The organism is Streptomyces sp. NBC_00234, assembly GCF_036195325.1.
Taxonomy (GTDB): Bacteria; Actinomycetota; Actinomycetes; order Streptomycetales; family Streptomycetaceae; genus Streptomyces.
On record NZ_CP108101.1, the window covers coordinates 4,595,425 to 4,616,017 of the forward strand.

Annotated in this window: 25 protein-coding genes; 14 read left to right on the forward strand and 11 right to left on the reverse strand. The window is 70.7% G+C overall.

Going from position 1 to position 20,593, the window contains the following annotated elements; genetic code table 11:
• Positions 1-122 precede the first annotated feature (122 nt).
• Positions 123-371, reverse strand: coding sequence for a DUF397 domain-containing protein (locus OG230_RS20285; protein WP_328905139.1), 249 nt, complete (start codon positions 369-371; stop codon positions 123-125).
• Positions 368-1,141, reverse strand: coding sequence for a helix-turn-helix domain-containing protein (locus OG230_RS20290; RefSeq protein WP_328911463.1), 774 nt, complete (start codon positions 1,139-1,141; stop codon positions 368-370). The genes OG230_RS20285 and OG230_RS20290 overlap by 4 nt, the downstream gene beginning before the upstream one ends.
• Positions 1,142-1,257: 116 nt before the next feature.
• Here OG230_RS20290 and OG230_RS20295 point away from each other — a divergent pair, with 116 nt between their 5' ends.
• From OG230_RS20295 to OG230_RS20305, 3 genes are all read left to right on the forward strand, one after another.
• Positions 1,258-1,677 carry a hypothetical protein gene (locus OG230_RS20295; protein ID WP_328905140.1) on the forward strand — a complete coding sequence of 140 codons (420 nt, stop codon included), beginning with the start codon at positions 1,258-1,260 and terminating at the stop codon, positions 1,675-1,677.
• 78 nt (positions 1,678-1,755) lie between these two features.
• Complete coding sequence (locus OG230_RS20300) at positions 1,756-2,469, forward strand: VanZ family protein (RefSeq protein WP_328905141.1); 714 nt, start codon at positions 1,756-1,758, stop codon at positions 2,467-2,469.
• Between the two features lie 142 nt (positions 2,470-2,611).
• Positions 2,612-3,001 carry a DUF6281 family protein gene (locus tag OG230_RS20305; protein ID WP_328905142.1) on the forward strand — a complete coding sequence of 130 codons (390 nt, stop codon included), beginning with the start codon at positions 2,612-2,614 and terminating at the stop codon, positions 2,999-3,001.
• A 72-nt stretch (positions 3,002-3,073) separates the two neighbouring features.
• Here the strand turns inward: OG230_RS20305 and OG230_RS20310 are convergent, their stop codons facing one another.
• Positions 3,074-4,300 carry an MFS transporter gene (locus OG230_RS20310; protein ID WP_328905143.1) on the reverse strand — a complete coding sequence of 409 codons (1,227 nt, stop codon included), beginning with the start codon at positions 4,298-4,300 and terminating at the stop codon, positions 3,074-3,076.
• Positions 4,301-4,355: 55 nt separating this feature from the next.
• Here OG230_RS20310 and OG230_RS20315 point away from each other — a divergent pair, with 55 nt between their 5' ends.
• The 3 genes from OG230_RS20315 to OG230_RS20325 all read left to right on the forward strand — a co-directional run bounded on the left by OG230_RS20315 (position 4,356) and on the right by OG230_RS20325 (position 6,719).
• Positions 4,356-4,718: a winged helix-turn-helix transcriptional regulator gene (locus OG230_RS20315; RefSeq protein ID WP_328905144.1), complete on the forward strand. Its 363-nt coding sequence runs from the start codon at positions 4,356-4,358 to the stop codon at positions 4,716-4,718.
• A gap of 176 nt (positions 4,719-4,894) precedes the next feature.
• Complete coding sequence (locus OG230_RS20320) at positions 4,895-5,590, forward strand: response regulator transcription factor (RefSeq protein WP_328905145.1); 696 nt, start codon at positions 4,895-4,897, stop codon at positions 5,588-5,590.
• Positions 5,583-6,719, forward strand: a complete 1,137-nt coding sequence (locus OG230_RS20325; RefSeq protein ID WP_328905146.1) for a sensor histidine kinase — start codon at positions 5,583-5,585, stop codon at positions 6,717-6,719. The genes OG230_RS20320 and OG230_RS20325 overlap by 8 nt, the downstream gene beginning before the upstream one ends.
• 24 nt (positions 6,720-6,743) lie before the next feature.
• On the opposite strand, the gene OG230_RS20330 is transcribed toward OG230_RS20325, so the two are convergent.
• Positions 6,744-7,493 (reverse strand): dienelactone hydrolase family protein, encoded by a 750-nt coding sequence (locus OG230_RS20330; RefSeq protein WP_328905147.1) that lies wholly within the window; start codon positions 7,491-7,493, stop codon positions 6,744-6,746.
• A 109-nt stretch (positions 7,494-7,602) separates the two neighbouring features.
• Here OG230_RS20330 and OG230_RS20335 point away from each other — a divergent pair, with 109 nt between their 5' ends.
• Together OG230_RS20335 and OG230_RS20340 are read left to right on the forward strand one after the other, a co-directional pair.
• Positions 7,603-8,085 (forward strand): MarR family winged helix-turn-helix transcriptional regulator, encoded by a 483-nt coding sequence (locus OG230_RS20335; RefSeq protein ID WP_328905148.1) that lies wholly within the window; start codon positions 7,603-7,605, stop codon positions 8,083-8,085.
• Between the two features lie 149 nt (positions 8,086-8,234).
• Positions 8,235-8,870, forward strand: coding sequence for a TetR/AcrR family transcriptional regulator (locus OG230_RS20340; RefSeq protein ID WP_443051343.1), 636 nt, complete (start codon positions 8,235-8,237; stop codon positions 8,868-8,870).
• Positions 8,871-8,881: 11 nt separating this feature from the next.
• Here the strand turns inward: OG230_RS20340 and OG230_RS20345 are convergent, their stop codons facing one another.
• The 3 genes from OG230_RS20345 to OG230_RS20355 form a co-directional block, all read right to left on the reverse strand.
• The gene (locus tag OG230_RS20345) at positions 8,882-11,314 is read right to left on the reverse strand and encodes an ATP-binding protein (RefSeq protein WP_328905150.1); all 2,433 of its coding nucleotides are present in this window, start codon (positions 11,312-11,314) and stop codon (positions 8,882-8,884) included.
• A gap of 14 nt (positions 11,315-11,328) precedes the next feature.
• Positions 11,329-11,793 carry a hypothetical protein gene (locus OG230_RS20350; RefSeq protein ID WP_328905151.1) on the reverse strand — a complete coding sequence of 155 codons (465 nt, stop codon included), beginning with the start codon at positions 11,791-11,793 and terminating at the stop codon, positions 11,329-11,331.
• 100 nt (positions 11,794-11,893) lie between these two features.
• Positions 11,894-12,577 carry a GDSL-type esterase/lipase family protein gene (locus OG230_RS20355; protein WP_328905152.1) on the reverse strand — a complete coding sequence of 228 codons (684 nt, stop codon included), beginning with the start codon at positions 12,575-12,577 and terminating at the stop codon, positions 11,894-11,896.
• Between the two features lie 58 nt (positions 12,578-12,635).
• On the opposite strand from OG230_RS20355, the gene OG230_RS20360 reads away from it, so the two are divergent.
• Positions 12,636-13,652 (forward strand): WD40 repeat domain-containing protein, encoded by a 1,017-nt coding sequence (locus OG230_RS20360; RefSeq protein WP_328905153.1) that lies wholly within the window; start codon positions 12,636-12,638, stop codon positions 13,650-13,652.
• 52 nt (positions 13,653-13,704) lie between these two features.
• Here the strand turns inward: OG230_RS20360 and OG230_RS20365 are convergent, their stop codons facing one another.
• Positions 13,705-14,487 carry a TetR/AcrR family transcriptional regulator gene (locus OG230_RS20365; protein ID WP_328905154.1) on the reverse strand — a complete coding sequence of 261 codons (783 nt, stop codon included), beginning with the start codon at positions 14,485-14,487 and terminating at the stop codon, positions 13,705-13,707.
• A gap of 106 nt (positions 14,488-14,593) precedes the next feature.
• Between OG230_RS20365 and OG230_RS20370 the strand changes: the two genes are divergently transcribed.
• Genes OG230_RS20370 through OG230_RS20390 form a run of 5 tightly spaced genes read left to right on the forward strand, consistent with a single transcriptional unit; the run spans position 14,594 to position 18,093 of the window.
• Positions 14,594-15,580, forward strand: a complete 987-nt coding sequence (locus OG230_RS20370; protein WP_328905155.1) for an ATP-binding cassette domain-containing protein — start codon at positions 14,594-14,596, stop codon at positions 15,578-15,580.
• Positions 15,577-16,407: an ABC transporter permease gene (locus tag OG230_RS20375; protein ID WP_328905156.1), complete on the forward strand. Its 831-nt coding sequence runs from the start codon at positions 15,577-15,579 to the stop codon at positions 16,405-16,407. Before OG230_RS20370 ends, OG230_RS20375 begins: the two co-directional genes overlap by 4 nt.
• Before the next feature lie 37 nt (positions 16,408-16,444).
• The gene (locus OG230_RS20380) at positions 16,445-16,960 is read left to right on the forward strand and encodes a GNAT family N-acetyltransferase (protein ID WP_328905157.1); all 516 of its coding nucleotides are present in this window, start codon (positions 16,445-16,447) and stop codon (positions 16,958-16,960) included.
• 11 nt (positions 16,961-16,971) lie between these two features.
• Complete coding sequence (locus tag OG230_RS20385; RefSeq protein WP_328905158.1) at positions 16,972-17,664, forward strand: class I SAM-dependent DNA methyltransferase; 693 nt, start codon at positions 16,972-16,974, stop codon at positions 17,662-17,664.
• A gap of 9 nt (positions 17,665-17,673) precedes the next feature.
• Positions 17,674-18,093 (forward strand): DUF4259 domain-containing protein, encoded by a 420-nt coding sequence (locus OG230_RS20390; protein WP_328905159.1) that lies wholly within the window; start codon positions 17,674-17,676, stop codon positions 18,091-18,093.
• Positions 18,094-18,101: 8 nt separating this feature from the next.
• Here the strand turns inward: OG230_RS20390 and OG230_RS20395 are convergent, their stop codons facing one another.
• The 3 genes from OG230_RS20395 to serC all read right to left on the reverse strand — a co-directional run bounded on the left by OG230_RS20395 (position 18,102) and on the right by serC (position 20,513).
• Positions 18,102-18,599: a DinB family protein gene (locus OG230_RS20395; protein WP_328905160.1), complete on the reverse strand. Its 498-nt coding sequence runs from the start codon at positions 18,597-18,599 to the stop codon at positions 18,102-18,104.
• Positions 18,600-18,632: 33 nt separating this feature from the next.
• Complete coding sequence (locus OG230_RS20400) at positions 18,633-19,244, reverse strand: Uma2 family endonuclease (RefSeq protein WP_328905161.1); 612 nt, start codon at positions 19,242-19,244, stop codon at positions 18,633-18,635.
• 150 nt (positions 19,245-19,394) lie between these two features.
• Positions 19,395-20,513 (reverse strand): phosphoserine transaminase, encoded by a 1,119-nt coding sequence (serC, locus tag OG230_RS20405; protein WP_328905162.1) that lies wholly within the window; start codon positions 20,511-20,513, stop codon positions 19,395-19,397.
• Positions 20,514-20,593: the final 80 nt, after the last annotated feature.

A 20,593-nucleotide genomic window follows, 5' to 3' on the forward strand; every position in this document is an offset into this window, starting at 1 on the left:
TCTGGCCGTGAACACGTCACCCCGTACGCAGGACGCCGAAGCCGTTGCTCCCGGCCAGCGGGTTTCCGGAGCAGTCGCCTGCGGCGGTCCCGGCGGTGGCCAGGCACAGGGGGGGGCTCGGCTCAGGCGGAGGCGCCGGCCGCGAATCCGACGAAGGACGCCCAGGCGGCGGGGGAGAGGGTGAGGGAGGGGACGGCGAGGTCCTTGGAGTCGCGGACGTGCACGGTGTGGGGGCAGGTGGCGATCTCTACGCAGTTGCCGCTGTTCTCGCCGCTGTAGCTGGACTTTGACCAGGCGAGGGCGATCTCTACGCAGTCGCCGCCCTCGTTGCCGCTGTAGCTGCTCTTGAACCAGTGGAGATCGGTGGTCATTCGGCTGCCATCTTTTCGATCCGTTCCATGGACTCTTCGGGGCCGAGAGCCTGCGCCCGCAGAATGCCATACTTCCCGAACAGATTGCCCAGGGACGGCTGTTCACTGACCAGGAAGCTGTGATCCTGCGCTTCGAGGTAGGCGAGCTGGCGTCGCTCCTTGGTCTCCAGCAGGACGAACGGACCACTGAGCCCTGCATGGGTCTCCCGGTCCGGCGACATCACCTGCATCTGTACATGCCTCAGCTGGGCGATGTCCAGAATGTGGCGGAGCTGTTCCCTGTGCGCGCGGCGGCCTCCGATCGGATGGGAGAGCGCGCTCAGTTCGAGCACGAAGCTGATGGCCGCCGGATTCTTGCGAGTCAGCAAGCTCTGGCGTGCCAGCCGAGCCTGGACCCTTCCTTCGATCTCCTCGTCGTCGACGGGCGGGTAGCCGCTGCCGAGGACGGTGCGGGCGTAGGTCTCCGTCTGCAGCAGACCGGGCACCACGTGGGTCTCGTACTCGTGTCGGGCGGAAGCCGTGGCCTCCTCCTCGGCGAAGTGCTCGAACCACGAGGCCAGATGGCTGAAGGTGAGCTTCTCACTCGTCGCGATCAGTGCACCACGTGCACCTAGCGCCTCGTCGGCGAGTCCGATGAAGCTTCCTCTGGGTGGACGCTGCCCTCGCTCCACCATGGCCACCTGCGACTTGGAGAAGCCGAGCTTCAGGCCCAACGCCTCCTGGGACAGTGCTGCCTGTTCGCGGAAGAAGCGGAGCAGCGCGCCGAACATCTCGGCGTTGCTGCTGCCTTGACCAGTGGAGTGCACAGCCCCTCCTCGTGTACACGACGGTGCACAGACTCTGCACGGCCCTGGTAACAGTACGTGTGGGTCGTAACGCTGTGCGTATGGAACAGCGAAGTTCACTAGATCCGGTCCCGACCTGGGTGCCCGCCTCCGGCCACGCCCTGCGGCACGCGGGAATCCACTTCGACGCGGTACGGGCGATCGGCATGCTCGGTGAGGAAATCGCGTACGAGATCATGCAGTTCACCGACTTCCGGGCGGGGCCGATCGTCCGCTCGGGGATCGGCGAGCGGAGCATGTTCTTCCTCGTGCCGCCGCAGACCGTGGCCGCCTATCGCTGGCCCCCCGGAACGGAGGCCCTGGGCCGGGACGGGCGGGGTGCGGCGTTCGTCGGGGTGCCGGCGCTGGACGGGGCGACCTGGCCGCTCGACTGGCGTTCCCGGCCGACGGCGGATGTGCCGTACGTCGACGCGGAGTTGCTGTACGAGCTGACGCTGGGAGTCGTGGCGCAGCAGAGGTGATGCCGGGGATTCCGTATATCGCGGGCATATCGAAAAGCGCATACGCCCCTGCAACGGCCCTCCGTCTCCAATGGGGGCATGGACCACAACGCATCCCTGTCGGCCCCGCCCCGCCGCACGCGCAGGATCGTGCTGCTCGGCCTGGCGATCCTCGGAATGGCGGGCGCTGTGTTCGTCGTGCGGGGGCCGCTCATGATGGCCGCTCCGAGGTGCATGGCCGGGCGGTGGCACGGCTGCTTCGACACGTTCAACGGTGTGGTGCTCATGACCCTGGTCGCGCTGCCGTTGGCCGTGCTGGCGGTGTGGGCTCTGGCGCACCGTCGGCGGGCCGCCGGCGTCACGTCGGCGTGGCGGATGTCGCTGGCCGAGGTGGGCATGGTCCACGGGACGGTGCCGTTCGTCTGGATGACCATGATGCCGGGCGCCGGGGCCGGTGTCGTCCCCCCGCGGGTGAGCCTGGTGCCGCTGCGGGACCTGGTCGCGATGGGGCCCCTCGGGATCGTGGGCAACCTGCTGGTCTTCGCGGCGCTGGGGTTCTTCGCCCCGATGCGGTTCGCGGCGCTTGCGTCCGTGCCGCGAATCCTGGCTCTCGGGGCGGGCTGCTCGGTCCTGGTCGAAGCCGCGCAGTACGTCCTGGACCTGGACCGGGTGTCCTCCGTGGACGACGTCCTGGTCAACGCCGCAGGCGCGGTGCTGGCCGGGCTGGCGTCGCGCCGCTGGTGGCGCACCGCGGCGGACGGGCCGTCCGACCGGCTTCGCCCGGCGCCGGCACTGGCAGGCAGGGGAACCTGATCCGAGGTGCCGACATCGAAGGGTGGAACACGAGAGCTTCGCCACGGGCACGGTCTCAATTCCCGTGCTGAGCGAGGGCGAGGCCACTCGGCAAAGAGGAAGGCACTCCTCTTCTTTGCGGCGTCTACTGAGGGGGAAACACATGAGCTGGACCAGGCGATCCGCCGGCTTGCTGGTAGCGGCGGCCATGGTGATGTCAGTAGCCGCGTGCACGGCCGACGGCGGTGGCGATGGAGCCTCCTGCGTCGCTCAGTACACCTACCAGGACATAACGTATCAAGACGTGGGGAACGTGAAGTTCACGCTCGGGAAGAAGCTCGGAGTCGCCACCGAACCGCCCTGCGAAGACACCGGCGGCCGGGGCAAGAGCGAGGAGCCGGCCGGTTCGACGGAGACTGCCTACGAAGTGGACGGCATCTCTCCCGAGGTCGCCATCGCCGTTGGGGGCACGCCGGAGACAGCCAGGTTCTTCGCCGTCGACTCCGGCTCAGGGCTCCCGCCCGAGGTGCGGAAACTGATCGACGGTTCCTGATCCGGAACGCGGGGTTCGGTGTGGTTCCACACCTCACCGAGACCGCCGATTGATCACGACTCGATACGCGCCCTAGACGCCTCCGATGCGGCTCTGAGCCGCCGGCACCACCTTGCCGATCGTAGTGGCGAGCGTGGCTCCGAGGGCGCTGACGCCGACCAGGGTCAGCCAGATCGCGGCTGCCCCGATGGACAGCAACCCGGAGAGTGCGGCCGGAGCGACCGCTCCGGCGACAGTCACGGCGAGCTGGTTGAGGGCCAGGTACCGGCCGCGGAGAGCGTCCGGGGCGCTCTCCGCGGCGACCGTCGACGTGATGGGGCCGCCGAGGATTTCACCGAAGGTGTAGCTGCCTGCGCCGAGCAGCACGACGCCGACCGCGAGGGCGAGCGCAGCCACGCGGTCGGCGGCGAGGAACAGGAGGTAGCCGGCCGCGAAGCAGGCGTGTCCGGCGACGAGGACGCGGCTGCGGATCCGCCCGCTGAGCCACCCGACGACGATGCCTTGGCCGAAGCCGACCATCAGGGCGTTGAGCGTGAAGACCGCGCCGGCAGTCCAGCCAGGCAGTCCCAGCACATCCACGGCGTAGACCGGTATCGCGATGTTGAGCACGAACAAGGAGATGGCGAAGCACAGTTGATGCGCGACCAGTGCCAGGTACCGCCGGTCCCGGAGCACGTGCCCCCAGCCTCCGGCAGCGTCCTGGCCCGCCTCGGGACGGATATTCGGCACGGCCCGCATCAGAAGGAAGGCAGTGACATAGGACAGGGCGTTGACGACCACGATCGCGGTATAGGCGCCGTGAGTACCGAAACTGATGGCGACGGCGCAGAGGAGGCCGCCGAGTGCGTAGCCGAGGTTGCGTACCGACCCCAGGAGACCGAACCAGCGCTCGCGTTGGCCGGGCGCGGCCAGCGCCGTGACGGTCACGCCGTAGCAGCTGAACGACACCGCCCGCCCGGCACTGTTCAACCAGGCGCAGATGACGATCTGCCATGTCTGGTCCACGAGGAGGTATCCGGCGAAGCCGAGCGCCTGGGCCAGGTTTGCCGCCTGCAGTACCGGCTTGGCGCCGTACCGGTCGGCCAGTCCTCCGATCAGAGGGCCAGCCGGGAGCGCCAGCAGCCCGGCCGTCGTCAGTGCCGCGCCCACCTGCACCAGCGTCAGCGGCGTCGTGGCCAGGAAATACAGCATCGAAACGGGGACGAAGACGCCGGTGCCGATCGAGTCGATGACGATCGCTGCGACGAAACGGCCGTGCCGGGCTATCGAGGGACGGACCGCGCCATGGGGAGTAGTCACCAGCCGGACGGTATAGATTCTATACCGGTATCTACAACGCTACCGGGAGTCGTGCATGGGTAACGCCTACAACGTCATGGCCGCGACCTGCCCCAGTCGCACCGTTCTGCACCGGATCGGGGCGCGCTGGACGGTGTTCGTCGTCAACGCGCTGGACGACAGGCCGAAGCGATTCACCGAGCTCAAGGCGCACATCCGGGGGATCACACCGAAGGCGCTCACCGAGACGCTTCGCGCGATGGAGTACGACGGTCTGATCTCTCGCACGGAGATTCCCGCGAATCCCCCGCATGTCGAGTACGCCCTCACCGACCTCGGGCGGTCGCTGCTGACACCCCTACGTGCCGTCCGGGAATGGGCCGAGAGCCACGTCCCCGACATCGAACGCGCCCGCGCACAAGCCGATGCGCAACGGTAATCCCGTTCGCCGATGAGTGCGGTTGGCGGTCCTGCCCATGCCCGAGGGGCAGAAACGCCTCCGCAACCGGGCGCAGGCCGGCCCGCGAGAACTAACGTGGTGCCACCGCGGCCACATGATCCGCCGGGCCGGGCTCAGTGATCAAGCCAGTTGAGACGATCTCCTAGGGTTCGGACATGCGCGTACTGATCGTGGAGGACGAGCCCTACCTGGCCGAAGCCGTCCGTGACGGCCTGCGGCTGGAGGCGATCGCCGCCGACATCGCAGGCGACGGCGACTCCGCTCTGGAAATGCTCAGGGTCAACTCCTACGACCTCGCGGTCCTCGACCGGGACATCCCCGGCCCCTCGGGCGACGAGGTCGCCCGGCGCATCGTCGCTTCCGGCAGCGGCATCCCGATTCTCATGCTCACGGCCGCCGACCGGATCGACGACAAGGCTTCCGGGTTCGAGCTCGGCGCCGACGACTACCTCACCAAACCGTTCGAGCTGCGGGAGCTCGTCATGCGGCTGCGGGCGCTCGACCGCAGACGCGCGTACGCCCGGCCCCCGGTCCGCGAGATCGCGGGCCTGCGGCTCGACCCCTTCCGCCGGGAGGTCTTCCGCGACGGACGCTACGTCGCCCTCACCCGTAAACAGTTCGCCGTGCTGGAAGTCCTCGTCGCCGCCGAGGGCGGGGTCGTCAGCGCCGAAGAGCTGCTGGAGCGGGCCTGGGACGAGAACGCCGACCCCCTCACCAACGCCGTGCGCATCACCGTCTCCGCACTGCGCAAACGGCTCGGCGAACCATGGATCATCGCCACGGTGCCCGGCGTCGGCTACCGGATCGACATCGAGCCGGGGGCCGGACACGCGGGAGGAGACCGTGGATAGAGCTCCTGGTCCGAGTGTTCGCCTCAAGCTCACCCTCAGCTACGCCGCCTTCCTCATGATTGCCGGCGCCCTGCTGCTCGCCGCGGTGTGGGTGTTCCTCCTGCGGTACGTCCCCGAGCAGGCGCTCATCGTCCCCGGTTCCACCGGCAACCCCACCGATGGTGTCTTTCCCGTCCGTTCCAACCTCCTGCACGTATTCGCTCCGAGGGCAGCCGCCGTCCTGGCGTTCCTGCTGGTACTCGGCCTCCTGGGGGGATGGCTCCTCGCCGGCCGGATGCTCGCGCCCCTCACGCAGATCACGGATGCGGCACGGGTTGCCGGGGACGGGTCGCTGTCCCACCGGATCCGCTTGAAGGGCCGCCAGGACGAGTTCCGTGAACTCTCCGACGCGTTCGACTCGATGCTCGACCAACTGGAGTCCCACGTCGCCGAGCAGCAGAGGTTCGCCGCGAACGCCTCCCACGAACTGCGCACCCCGCTGGCGATCTCGCGGACGCTCCTCGACGTCGCCCGCAAGGACCCCACGCGGGACCGGGGCGAACTCGTCGAACGCCTGCAAGCGGTCAATACGCGGGCGATCGACCTCACCGAGGCACTCCTGCTGCTCAGCCGCGGCGACCGCGGGAACGTCACCCGCGAGAGCGTCGACCTCTCCCTCGTCGCCGAGGAAGCCGCGGAAACCCTGCTGCCCCTCGCCGAACAGCGCCGGATCACGCTCGACGTCACCGGCGGGGCGGCCCGGACCAGCGGCTCCGCGGAACTCCTGCTGCGGATGGTGACGAACCTCGTCCAGAACGCCATCGTCCACAACCTCCCCGCAGGTGGCACCGTGACGGTTCACACCGAGGTGCAGGGCGACACGAGCGTGCTGCGGGTCGAGAACACGGGCCCTCGGCTCCCACCCGACCTCGTACCGACCCTCACCGAACCCTTCCAGCGCGGCACGGAGCGCGTACGCACCGACGCGTACGCCGGGGCCGGCCTCGGTCTGGCCATCGTCGAGAGCATCGTCCGGGCCCACGACGGGTCCCTCGGCCTCGTCCCCCGCCCCGACGGCGGTCTCCTCGTCACGGTCGGGCTGCCCTCGTCCCCACCGGGCGACTCCCGCTCCGTACGGGAGAACCTCTAGCGGCTCGAACTCCCGCCCCGCGCCTCAGCTGTTGGTCAGGGTGCGGCCGAGGAGGGCGAGCAGGCGGTCCCAGTGGCGCTGCAGCGCGGCGGGGTTGAAGGCGTCGGTGTCGGCCATGGTGAAGCCGTGGACGGTGCCGGGGTAGATCTCCGCGGTGTAGTCGACACCTGCGGCATCCAGGGCCCGGGTGAGCTCGCCGAGGCTCTCCGGCGACATGTCGTTCTCGGAGATGCCGAAGTGGACTTCGGCGGCGAGCCCGGAGGCGAGGCGGTGCGGGCTGTCGGGCGCGTCGGTGACGAGGAACCCGGGGTGGAATCCGGCGAGGGCGGCCACCTGGCCGGGATGGGCGGCCGCGGTGCGCATCGCCAGGACGGCGCCGATGCAGTAGCCGATCACGGCGACCGGTCCTGCGCCGACCTCGGGCCGGGTGGTGAGGAACCCGAGATAGGCGTCGGCATCGCGCAGGACACGCTCGGTGGTGTGCTTCTCGACGAAGGGCATCAGCTGGTCGACGACCGCGGGCCGGATGTCTGTGCCGATGTGCCCGGGAAGGTCGATCACCGGCGTGGGGCCGTGCCGGTAATAGAGGTTGGGCACGAGCACGTAGTAGCCGTGCCCGGCCAGTTCGCGGGCCCTTTCCTCCAGCACGGGCCGCACGCCGAAGACGTCCGTGTACAGCAGCACTCCGGGGTGTCGCTCGCCGTCGTCGGGGAAGGCGGCGAAGGCGTCGGCCCGGCCGTCCGCGGTGGGAATCTGCACTGTCGTGGTGGGCAAGATCTTCCTCTCCTGGAGTTTCGCTCCAATAGCGTTAGTGGCACTAACAGTTCGGCGCGAGTGAAGGTATATCGTTAGTGGGACTAACGCAACGCGGAGGATGGGTCCCATGAGCAGAGCCGAAGCCGCGGACGTGCCCGACGACGGCGCGCTCAAGACGCCCGACAGGCTGCGCCGTTGGGCGAGTCGGCTGTTGTCGCAGCTGACCATGCGGTCGGACCGGCTGATGACCGAGGGGCTGGCCCGGGCCGACGCCCGCAAGTGGCACTACGCCGTGCTCGCCTCGCTGGAGGAGCACGGGCCGGGCAGCCAGGCGGAGCTGAGCAGACGCTCCGGCATCTACCGCAGCGACATGGTCGGCGTGCTCAACGAACTGGCCGAACGCGACCTCGTCGAGAGGGCGCCGGATCCCGGCGACCGGCGCCGCAACGTCATCACCATCTCCTCGGAAGGGCGCCGGCGGCTACGCCGCCTCGACACGGTCCTGGACGACCTCCACGACGAACTGCTCGCGCCGCTGAACCCGGACGAACGCGCGCAGTTCGTCCATCTGCTCACCCGTCTTCTGGAGCACCACACCCGGACCTCCTGAGTCGCACCCGGAGGGCGCCGGCAGTCCAGGTACGGGCCGTCGAGGGTGTGGCGGAGCCACCGCCGGGGCGGTGGGGCGAGGAGAATGTGGGGCTCCCACGGTGGGGGCGATACGGCCCTCTCCTGTGCCCGTGATCCCGAGGAGGACCGGTGATGGACACCAGGGTGAAGCAGCGGACCGGAGCGGCGGGGGGCCGGGTCCGGTCCCGTGTTCGCCAGCAACTGCTCGATGCGGGCCTTGAGTTGTTCGGTGTGCAGGGGTACGCCCACACGACGGTGGGCGCCTTGTGCGAGGAGGCCGGTGTGCCGGAGGAGGTGTTCCGGGAGGAGTACGACTCCCTGGAGGGCCTGCTGATCGCCCTGCACAGCCGGGTGACGACGAACGGGATGCGGGCGGCGGAGAACGTCCAACTGGCCGAGGACATCGACGAGTGCGGGCCGCAGGAGCGGGTGCGGCGGCTCTTCGACGCCTACGTGGACGCCGTGACGCGCGATCCCCGCGAGGCGCGCGTGACGTTCGTCGAGGTGCTGGGCGTGAGCCCGGCCGTGGACGAACACTGCCGGCGCTGGCGGGACACGTGGGTCGAGTTCTACGCCGCCGCGACGGAGCGGGCGGTGGGGCGGGGCGAGGCGGTGAACACGGACCACCGGGCCGACGTCATCGTGATGGTCAACACGATCCACGAACTCATGGCCCACCACGCCCGCCGCCCCCGCCGCGCGAGGCCGGAGGACGTGTCCGGCGAACTGACGTACCTGGCGCTGACGTTGCTGACGGCGGAGTAGGACGGCCGGAGTTACGCGGTGTCCTCGCCCGGGGACGGTCCGGCGGCCTTCGCGCGGGACTTCGCGGCCTTCTCGGGCGTGCCCGCCTCCTCGTAGGCGGCAGCCGAACGGAGCCACGTCTCACGGATCTGTCCGGGGTCGCCGTCGGCCGCCGTGAGGGTGGTGGCCACCTCGCGCAGGGCCTGTCCGGTGAGGAAGTGGTCGTGCGTGTCGATCAGGAGCTCCGCCGCCCGATTGCCCGCGGCGAGTGCCTCGTCGAGACGGCCCAGGGCCCGCAGGACGGTGCCGAGGTTGTTCCACGCCTTCGCTTCGCCGTGGCGATCGCTGGTGTCCAGGTAGATGGTCCGCGAGGTCTCGTGGGCGGTGATGGCCTCCTCGTAGCGCTCGACCTCCTGGAGGGAGAGGCCGAGGTTGTTCAGGGCCTGGCCTTCGGCGTGCTGGTTGCCGGTGGTGCGGTGGATGGTGCGGGCGGTCTCGTGGGCGGTGATGGCCTCCTCGTACCGGTGCACCTGGTGGAACGTCGATCCGAGGTTGCTCCACGCGCTGCCTTCGCCGTGCTGGTCGCCGATGGTCCGCCAGATGGTGCGGGCGGTCTCGTGGGCGGTGATGGCTTCGTCGTAGCGGCCCACTTCGTGCAGCGTGACGCCGAGGTTGCCCCAGGCGCTGGCCTCACCGTGCTGGTTGCCGGCCTTCCGGCAGATGGTGCGGGCCGTTTCGTGGGCGGTGATGGCCTCCTCGAAGCGGCGCACTTCCTGGAGCGCCACCCCGAGGTTGCTCCAGACGCCGCTGATGCCCTCCTGGTCGCCGGACTTCTCGAAGATCGTGCGGGCGGTCTCCAGTGCGGCGATCGCCTCCTCGTGACGGCGCGTCTGCTGCATGGCGGCGCCGAGGTTGGCCCACGCCTGGCCTTCGCCGTAGTAGTCGCCGACGCGTCGGTGGGCCGCCAGCGCCAGCCCGGTGAGGGTGATGAGCTCGCCGAAGTGGCGGCGCCAGGTCAGGTAGTGGGTCAGCCGGTTGGGGAGCAGCATGACCGTCGAGGTGTCACCGAGGGCGTGCGCCATGTGGGTCGCGTTGATCAGGTTGGAGCGTTCCGCGTCCATCCAGTCCAGGGCCTGGAACCGGTTCTCGAACAGGCCGGACAGGGCGACCGATCCGGGCGGCCGGAAATGCGTGCTGGCGGCGTCCGTCATGCGCAGGTAGTACGTCAGCAGCCGGGCGCGGGCCTGTTCGTAGCGGCGCTTCGTGGGGCGTCCCCGGGCCGCGTGCAGGCGCGCCTGCTCCGTCGCGTACTCGCGTACCAGGTCGTGCATCTGCCACCGGCCGCGCAGCGCGCCGCGGTCCAGGAGGTGGGCCTGCGTGAGCCGGGTGAGGAGGCGGTCCACCTCCGTCGCGGGACGGTCGGCCAGGGCGGTGGCCGCCGTGGTGGAGAGGTCGGGGCCGGGGTTGAGGCTGATGAGGCGGAAGAGGTCGGCCTCCTGTGGGGTCAGGCGGTCGGCCGACTGGTCGAAGGCGGCGCGGAGGTTGCGTTCGCCGTCGTCCAGGCCGGACAGCCGGTCGCCCGCGGTGGTGAGCGCCTGGACGCGTTCGGCGAGGGGCTGGCCGGGGTCGCCGGCCATCAGGGCGGCCGTGATCTGCAGGGCGAGCGGCAAGTAGCCGCAGGCCAGCGCCAGTTCCTCGGCGTCCGTCGGAGACCGGTCGACCCGGTCGTCGTCGGGGTCGGCCACCTGGAGGACCTTGCGCAGGACGTCGACCGCCGCCTCGGGCTGGAGGGTGTTGAGGTTCTTCAGCCGGGCGCCGATGCCCGGGAGGGTGTGGCGGGAGGTGATGAGCGCGGCGTGCGGGCGGGCGGGCAGCAGCGTCCGTACCTGCTCGGCCGTGGAGGCGTTGTCCGCGATCAGCAGGATGCGCTCGTTCCTGCGCGCCAGTGCGTCGAGCTGGGAGCGGTAGAGCGCTTCCCGTTCGCTGAGCGTCGGCGGGATGTGTTCGGCGGTGACCCCGAGGGAACGCAGCAGGGCGTCGAGGGCCTCTTCGGGCCGTACGGGTGCGGGGTCGTAGCCGCGCAGGTTGATGCGCTGGACCCCGGTGAACCAGTCGCGGCCCACGGCCGCGTGGGCGACCGCGTGGGCAAGTGTGGTCTTGCCGACGCCGGGGAGTCCGGCGACCGCACCGGCCACCGGCCCCGTACCGCGGGCCGGGTCGAGGAGGGTCATCAGGTCGTCGATCTCGTGGTCGCGGCCCGTGAACTCCTCCGGCAGCGGGGGCAGGGAGGCCAGGGCCGTCGGCACCGGTGCGTACTGCTGCACGTACGTGTTGTTCTGCGTCCCGTCGCCCTGGACCGGGCCGTTGAACGCGCCCTGCCGGAAGTCGTTGGGGCGGCCGGGACCACGCCCGCCGTACCCCTGCCCTCCGGCGGCCCTGCGCCGGCCGGACTTCTTGGCGCCCATCTGCCCCGGCCGCCCTACCGGTTGAACGTGTTGTGCTGGGTGCCGCTGCCCTGCACCGGGCCCTCGAACTTCGCTCCCCGGAAGTCGTTGTGGACCGCTCCGGGAGTGACCGCCTCCGGGTCGATGGCCCGGACCGCCTCCTCCAGCTCCGCCGCCGCCTCCGGGTCCGCGGTGAGCGAGGCATGGAACATCGCCTCCCACACCCGTACCGCCCGGGCGAACGCCTCGTCCGCCTGGACCTGGGCGCGCAGTGCCTGTTCGAGCTCGCCGGCGCGGTTCCGGTCCTCTGGCCGGCCCTCCAGCGCCGTCAGCGCGGTCTCGGTGGTGTCGGGCTCCGCGGGCCCACCGTCCACGGCGTCCGGGCCGGGGTCGCGGCGGCGGCGGACCAGGCCGGTCAGGCCCACCCATGCCTGACGGCCGATCTCGCCGCCCGCACCGCCGGCCAGCGCGGCCAGCACACCCAGTGAAATCGGGTCCATCGAACCCACCCCCGCAACAGATCGACCACAACCGGTGAGGTACCACCGTACGATCGGCCGCCGAGGGGCCGCAGGCGAATTGCGCAGCCTGGAGGGCCTGTTACCCGGCCGCGTAGGGTCCGCCGACGCCCCATGCCTGATGCATCGCGTCGGCGAAGGCGCCGGCCAGCCGGTGTTCGCCGCTCGGGCCGGGATGGGTGCCGTCGTACGTGTCCTCATGGATGTCGTACGCGGTCGGGCGCGAGGCCAGCAGTACGGGCGACATCGGCTGATCGAGGTCGGCCACGGCCTTGGCGAGGAGCACGTTGAAGCGGTCGCACTCGGCGGCGAAGGGGGCGTCGGACTCGGCCCGGATGTTCGGTATGACGGGCAGGAGGACCATCCGGACGTGCGGATTGGCGGCGCGGGCCGCCGCGATGAACGCCCGCGCGTTCGCCGCGGTCTGCTCGCTGTCCGTGTAGAAGCCGAGGTCTATCAGGCCCAGGGAGACGAGCAGGACGTCGGCGCGGGTCGTGGTGACCACGTCCGCGATCGCCGGGGCCATGTGGAGCCAGCCCTCGCCCCAGCCGGCCAGATGGCGGCGGGCGGCTTCGGGGAAGGCGGGGTCGCCGTACGCGTACGAGACGGGGGCGTTCGCCCCGGCGTCGTACAGCTCGGTGCGCGGGCCGACGATCGCGTATCCGCCGGGCAGCGTCGCTTCGAGGTGCTGCCACATCCGGTAGCGCCAGGTGAAGTCGCCGGAGCTCCCGATGGTCATGGAGTCGCCGACGAAGAGAAAACGCATGGCGCAATCATTGCCGATCAACGCTCCGGCCTGCGACGTGACGATGGACACTTGTGCCATGCGTGCCTATCTGACTGCTTCCGGTGCCGCCCTCCTGCTGGTCCTGACGGGGGCGGTCCCGGCCGTGGCCGACGACGGGGCCGACCGGAGCTTCACGATCGAGGACCCCCGGATCACGGAGTCCAGCGGCCTCGCCGCCAGCCGTCTCCACCCCGGCGTCTACTGGACGCACAACGACAGCGAGGACGGTCCCTACGTCTACGCCGTCGACTCCCGGACCGGGAAGACCGTCGCGACGATCACCATGCAGGGGGTGGGAGAGCCGCGCGACGTGGAAGGGATCTCGATCGGGCCGGACGGAGATCTGTACGTCGGTGACATCGGCGACAACCTCGACGGGTCCTGGGACCACGTCTGGATCTACCGCTTCCCCGAGCCGAAACAGCTGCGGGACGCCACGGTGCGCGCGACACAGTTCGACGTGACGTACGCGGACGGGGCGCGCAACGCCGAGGCGCTGATGGTGCACCCGAAGACCGGACGGGTCTACATCGCCTCGAAGAACGAGGACGGCGGCGGGCTGTACGAGGGGCCCGCCCGGCTCTCCACCGGCGGGAACAACGTGTTCCGACGGGTGGGCGAGGTGCCGTGGGTGACGGACGGGGCGTTCTCGCCGGACGGCACGCAGCTGGTCCTGCGGTCCTACTTCAGCGCGCGCGGGTACGCGTTCGAGAACGGCAGGCTCGGTGCCGACCACGGGGTGAGCGCACCGTTCCAGGGGCAGGCCGAGTCGGTGACGTACACGGCGGACGGTTCGGCGCTGATGTTCGGCTCGGAGGGGTCGGGCAGCGACGTGGTGCGGGTGGACGTGGACGGCGGGAGCGGCGGTGACGACACCGAGGCGCCGTCGGACGCTCCCGGGGGCGGCGCCGCCACGAACGGCGGGTCGGACGGGGGCGCGAACGCGGACGGGGGCGAGGGCGGCGAGAAGGGGAGTGCCGCGCTCGGGGCGGTGATCGTCGCCGCGGCGGCGGTCGGCGCGCTGGCGCTGAGGAGGCGCCGCCGGGCGGGCTGAGCCGGCCGGCTCACCAGGGCCTCCCGCTCGGATCACGCCGGGCCTGCGGGGGTCACCCTGCGGCACGCCGCTCGACGAGGACGTCGAAGCCGTCGATCAGGCGCGCGAGCCCGAACTCGAAGTGGTCGAACTCCGAACCGAACGCGTCGTCGGAGAGCTCGGCCATCCGCGGGTACTCCCCGCTGAGCATGGCCCGTTCCAGGTAGGGGCGCTGGCTCTCCCAGAAGGCGGCGTCGCTGAGGCCGGTCTGCCGGGCGGCCTCCGTGGCGTCGTTCTGCGTGCGGGCGAGGCCCTCGACGAAGCTGTTGACGGTGATGATCACGCCGATCAGCTCGGGGTCGCTCAGCCCCATGCCCCCGAGGCCGGCCAGGGCCGAATCGAGGCCGCGCAGGGCGCTGGGGCCGAGCACCGAACGGGCTTGGTTGATCTTGAGCAGCCAGGGGTGGGCGCGGAGGTTGGCCAGGTAGGTGCGGGCCATGAGATCGACGGCCGTCCGCCAGTCCGCCGGCACCTCGGAGGCTTCCGCGGCGAGCGGTTCGCCCAGGACGCGGTCGAGCATCAGATCCAGCAGCTCGGCCTTGCCGGGGACGTACCGGTAGAGCGACATCGTGCCGGTGCCGAGCTCGGTGGAGAGCCTGCGCATCGAGACGGCGGCCAGACCTTCGGTGTCCGCGACGGCGACGGCGGCGGAGACGATCCGGTCGAGGGTGAGGCCGGGCTTGGGGCCGCGGCTGGGACGGTCGCCGGTACCCCACAGGAGTTCCAGACTCCGCGCGATGTCCCCGCTTCCGGTGGTCGTGCCGTCTGCCGCCGCCGCTGGTCCGCTCTTCGTCATGGGCTCAGCGTAATGCTCCGAGAAAGAATTGAGTACGGTGTACTCTCAGTTGGGTACGGTGTACTCAGTTCACCGTTCGTCATGCATCGTTCATGAGGGGAGAGCCATGACCGCGTCCGGATACGCCGTACTGGCCGAAGGGGTCGTGAAGCGGTACGGGGGGAAGCGGGGTGACGCGGAGAAGCGGGCGCTCGACGGCTTCGACCTGGCCGTCCGCCCCGGCACCGTCCACGGTCTGCTCGGGCCGAACGGGGCCGGCAAGACCACCGCCGTCCGGGTCCTCGCCACCCTGCTGCGGTTCGACGGGGGCAGAGCCGAGGTCGCGGGCGTCGACGTGGCGCGCGAGCCCCGGCTCGTACGGAGCAGGATCGGGCTCACCGGGCAGTACGCCGCCGTCGACGAGGTGCTCACGGGCCGCCAGAACCTGGAGATGTTCGGCCGCCTCTTCCACCTCGGCCATGCCGGGGCGCGCCGGCGGGCGGGCGAACTGCTGGAGAGGTTCGACCTGGTGGACGCCGCGGGGAAGGGCGTCAAGGAGTACAGCGGGGGCATGCGGCGGCGGCTCGACCTGGCCGCCTCGATGATTCTCGCGCCGGCGGTGCTGTTCCTGGACGAGCCGACGACCGGGCTCGACCCGCGCAGCCGGGGCGAGGTCTGGGACGCCGTGCGCGCCCTGGTGGCAGGCGGCACGACGGTGCTGCTGACGACGCAGTATCTGGACGAGGCCGACCGCCTCGCCTCGCACATCACCGTCATCGACCGGGGCCGGGCCATCGCCGACGACAGCCCGGACGGACTGAAGGACAGGGTCGGCGGGGACCGGATCGAGGTCGTCGCCGCCGAGCCGGCGGACCTCCCGGCGGTGGCGGAGGCCGTGGACCGGGTGGCCGGCGGCGGGCTCGTCGTCACGGACGCGCCGGGCCGCCGGGTGCACGCCCAGGTCGCCGACCGGGTGGCCGCACTGACCGAGGTGGCGAGAGCCCTCCAGGACGAGGGGATCGCGGTCGACGACATCGGGCTGCGCAGGCCCAGCCTGGACGACGTGTTCCTGCGCCTGACCGGACACAGCACGGATCTGGAGGTCGCGGCATGACCGCGCTCGAACCGCTCGCCCCCGCCGTCCGCGAGCGGAGCCGGCTCCACTGGGCCCTCGCCGACTCCTGGAACATCACCCGGCGCAGCCTCACCCACTACCAGCGCCAGCCCCTCGCCATCATCTGGCAGCTCGGCTTCCCGATCATCTCCGTACTGCTCTACGGATACGTCTTCGGCAGCGCGATGAAGGTTCCCGGGGGCGGCGACTACCGGGAGTTCCTGATGCCCGGGATGTTCGCGACGACCATGACCATGGGCTTCATGAGCACGGCCATGGCGGTGGTCACCGACGTCGGCAAGGGCGTCATCGACCGCTTCCGCTCCATGCCGATGGCCCCGTCCGCCGTCGCCGCGGGACGCGGGGTCGCGGACCTCGTGGTGGCCACCGCCGAGCTGACGATCCTCGCGATCACGGCACTGGCGATCGGCTGGCGGGCGGGCGGCGGCCCGATGGAGGCGGTGGGGGCGTTCGGACTGCTCCTGCTGCTCCGGTTCAGTCTGATCTGGGTGGGTGTCTGGCTGGGGCTCCTGGTCCCGAACGCCGAGTCTGCGGGCGGGCTGTACGCCATCGCGTTCCCGGTCACGATGATCTCCAGCGCCCTGGTCGCCCCCTCGCTGATGCCGGGCTGGCTCGGCACCGCCGCCGCGTGGAACCCGGTCTCCTCGACGGTGACCGCGGCCCGGGAACTGTTCGGCAACCCCGTGGCGAGCGGGGGCACCTGGGTCGAGGAGCACGCGCTGCTGATGGCCCTGGTGTGGCCGCTGGTGATCACGCTGGTGTTCCTGCCGCTGGCGGTGCGCAGGTTCCAGCGGCTCAGCCGCTGACCGGCCGGGGACGGGCCCGGCATAGGGTCGGCTCCCTATGACGACGACCACAGGGCCCGAGCCCTTCTCCACCCCCCGCCTCGACGCGCTGCCGCTCGACACCGCGTACGCCGACGAGATGGCCACCGTCCTCGCGGACCCCGCCCTGCACACCTACACGGGAGGTGCTCCGGAGGACGCGGGTGCCCTGCGCGCCCGCTACGCACGGCAGCTCGCGGGCTCCCCCGACCCCGCCGAACGGTGGTGGAACTGGGTGATCCGGGTACGCGCCGACGGCCGCCTGGCCGGCTACGTCCAGGCGACCGTGCGCGGCACGCGGGCGGAGGTGGCCTGGGTGGTGGGCGCCGGGTGGCAGGGCCGGGGGTACGCCAAGGAGGCGGCGGAGGGCCTGGTCGCGCACCTGCTGGGCGGGGGAGAGGTCCGTACGGTCGTCGCGCACATCCACCCGGACCACGCCGCGTCCGCCGCCGTCGCCGCGGCGGCCGGGCTCGCACCGACGGACGAGTGGGAGGACGGCGAACTGCGGTGGCGCGCGGGCGCGTCCGGCATCTAGGGTGCGCCACCATGACCGAAGCCGACTTCCTGAGCGCGACCCGCGCCTCGTACGACACCTTCGCCGACGCCTACGCGGCCACCTTCCAGGACGAACTGGCGGCCAAGCCCATTGACCGGGCGGTACTGACGAGCTTCGCCGAACTCGTACGGGACGGCGACCGCGGACCCCTGGCCGACGTGGGCTGCGGGACGGGCCGGGTGACGAAGTATCTGCACGAGCTGGGCGCGGACGTGTTCGGCATCGACCTGTCCCCGGGGATGCTGGCCGTGGCCCGGCGCCACTGCCCGGACCTGCGGTTCGAGGAGGGGTCGATGCTCGGCCTCGACCTGCCGGACGGCGGACTGGGCGGGCTGTTGGCCTGGTACTCCACGATCCACGTACCGGACGAGGAACTGCCCCGTGTGTTCGCCGAGTTCTTCCGCGTGCTCGCCCCGGGAGGCCACCTCCTGCTGGGGTTCCAGGCGGGAGACGGGGTGAAGCACCGGACGGAGGCGTTCGGGCACGACATCGACCTCGCGTTCCGGCGTCGCCAACCGGATTGGGTGGCCGGGCTGCTGGTCGAGGCAGGGCTGACGATGACGGCCCGCACGGTGCGCGAGATCGACGAGGAGAGCGACTTCCCCGAGCTGACCCCGCAGGCGTTCCTGCTGGCGCGCAGGCCGATTGTCAGTGGTGCTTGCGAGGATGGTTCCACCGACTGAGGGGGAGCCATGGGGACCTGGGACACCGGCCACTTCGACAACGACACCGCCGCCGATTTCGGCGGCGAGCTGGACGACGCGCCGCCCGGCAAGCGCGAGGCCCTGCTCAGGGACGCGCTGACGGCCGCGGCGGGGACGGGCCGCGAGGACTACCTCGACTCCGACGAGGCCGTGGTGGCGGTGGCCGCCGCCGCGCTGGTCGCCGCGCAGTGCCCGGGCGGAGCCCCGGTGACCACGGCGTACGGACCGGACGACCCCCTGCCGCCGCTCGACCCCGAGCTGCGCGGCCTGGCGGTGCGCGCCCTGGACCGGGTGGTGGGCGAGGAGTCCGAACTCCCGGAGCTGTGGGGCGAATCCGGGGACGGCGCGCAGTGGACGGCGGGCATCGCCGAGCTCAGGGCGGTGCTGGCGGGGGCGGCAGGGGGGTGAAGGCGGACTCAGGCGGGGCGGTGGGTGCCGGTCGCCCCGTCGATCAGTTCGCGGACGATGTCCATGTGGCCGACGTGGCGTACGACGTCCTCCAGCATGTGGATGAGGACCCAGCGCATCGACACCGTCCTCCCGTTCCAGGAGGTGCCCGTGTCGTCCAGGCCGATCTCCTCGATCGCCCGGTCGGCGGCGGCGCGGGCGCGGCCGTAGAAGGCGAGGATCTGCTCGGTCGTCTCGTCCGGGGCGAGCGCCATGTCCTCCGTGGACGGGTCGAACCAGAGCTTCTCCGTCTCGCGGCCGAACGTCGCGCAGAACCAGCCGTACTCGACGGTCGCGAGATGCTTGACCAGGCCCAGCAGATTGGTTCCGGTGGGGGTCATCGGGCGGCGCAACTGCTCGTCGTCCAGACCCTCCAGCTTCCACAGCACCACGTCACGGTGCGCGTCGAGACTGGTGTGCAGGGATTCCTTCTCGCCGCCTGCGGTGTACGGCACGGTCTTCGTCATGGGCGGGAAGGTAGCAACCGCCACTGACAGGGCTTACGGACGGGGGTGGCCCGCCCGGACCAACTCGGCCACGTCAAGGGCGACTTCGGCGCCGATGGAAGCCGGGAGAGGGGCTTCCTGCCCGGGGGCGTACACCTCGTGACGGTCGTATCCGCCGGCCAGGGGCTCGGTCAGGACGTGAATCCGGTCGTGCTTCCGGTCGACGATCACATAGACCGGAACCTTGGCATCGGCGTAGGCGACCACCTTGTTGCGCAGGTCGTTCTGGTAATTGCCGGACGTGACCTCGAGCACCAGGCGGAAGACGGCGGGGTCGTAGCAGTTGTTCTCGATCAGGTGCTCGTCGAGGTCGGCGTCGACGATGGCCAGGTCGGGGATGGCGTAGTCCTCGGGTCCGCCGGGCAGCCACAGGCCGATTCCCTGGAGGACCTCCGATTCTCCGTCGTCAAGCCCAGCAGCGATGAAGGGGCGCATCAGCTTGGTCAGGGCACGGGCGTGCGGGCCGTCCGGGGGTGGGGCCACGGTGATGACGCCTCCGATGATCTCGACGCGGTAGCCCGGAAGCTGCTCCATGAGTCTGTTGGCTGTTTCGAGCAACGCTTCCGGCTCACCGTCACAGGGGTGCTCGACTGCTGCTGCAGACATTGCGGGCCTCCTGGAAGGGCGGGTGTCGAGACCATCATCGTAGGACGGGGCGCGCGCCCATGTCCTGCGCGCGATGCGCCACCCGGTCGAGTGATGCGGAAACGGCCCTGCCCGCCGAAGCGTGCAGGGCCGTTCCCGTAGGCGTAACCGCTACAGCTTCTCGATCACGTAGTCGATGCAGGCCGTCAGCGCCTGGACGTCCGCCGGGTCGATCGCCGGGAACATCGCCACGCGCAGCTGGTTGCGGCCCAGCTTGCGGTACGGCTCGGTGTCGACGATCCCGTTGGCGCGCAGCACCTTCGCGATCGCCGAGGCGTCGATCTCGTCCGCGAAGTCGATCGTGCCGATGACCTGCGAGCGCTTCGCCGGGTCGGTGACGAACGGGGTCGCGTGCTTGGACTCCTCCGCCCAGCCGTACAGGTTCCGCGCCGACTGCGCGGTGCGGCCGGTGGTGAAGTCCAGGCCGCCCTGGGTGTTCATCCACTTCAGCTGCTCGTTCAGGAGGAACAGCGTCGCCAGGGCCGGGGTGTTGTACGTCTGGTTCTTGAGCGAGTTGTCGATCGCCGTCGGGAGCGAGAAGAACTCCGGGACGTGGCGGCCCGACGCGTGGACGCGCGCGGCGCGGTCCAGGGCTGCCGGGGAGAACACCGCGATCCACAGGCCGCCGTCGGAGGCGAAGGACTTCTGCGGGGCGAAGTAGTAGACGTCCGTCTCGGTGATGTCGACCGGCAGGCCGCCCGCGCCCGAGGTGGCGTCCACCAGGACCAGGGAGCCCTCGTCGGCGCCCGCGACACGCTTGATGGGTGCCGCGACACCCGTCGAGGTCTCGTTGTGGGTGAAGGCGTAGACGTCGACGCCCGCCTCGGCCTGCGGCTCCGGGTGGGTGCCCGGGTTGGAGGCGATGACGGTCGGGTCGGCCAGCCACGGGGCGAGCTTGGCGGCCTTGGCGAACTTCGACGAGAACTCGCCGAAGTTCAGGTGCTGGGACTTCGAGTCGATCAGGCCGTGCGTCGCGACGTCCCAGAAGGCGGTGGAGCCGCCGTTGCCGAGGACGACCTCGTATCCCTCGGGGAGGGAGAAGAGGCTGCGCACACCGTCACGTACCTCGCCGACCAGGTTCTTGACCGGAGCCTGGCGGTGGGACGTACCGAGGAGGGAGGTGCCGGTGGCGGCCAGCGCGTCGAGCGCCTCCGTCCGCACCTTGGAGGGCCCGGCGCCGAAGCGTCCGTCGGCGGGCTTGATGTCAGCGGGGATCTGGATATCGGCCACGAGCCGGAGCGTAGTCGGTCCGGTGGACGGTCGAGGACCGTGTCCGTCGGATGAGACGCATGCTCCAGCTCGTGGACGAG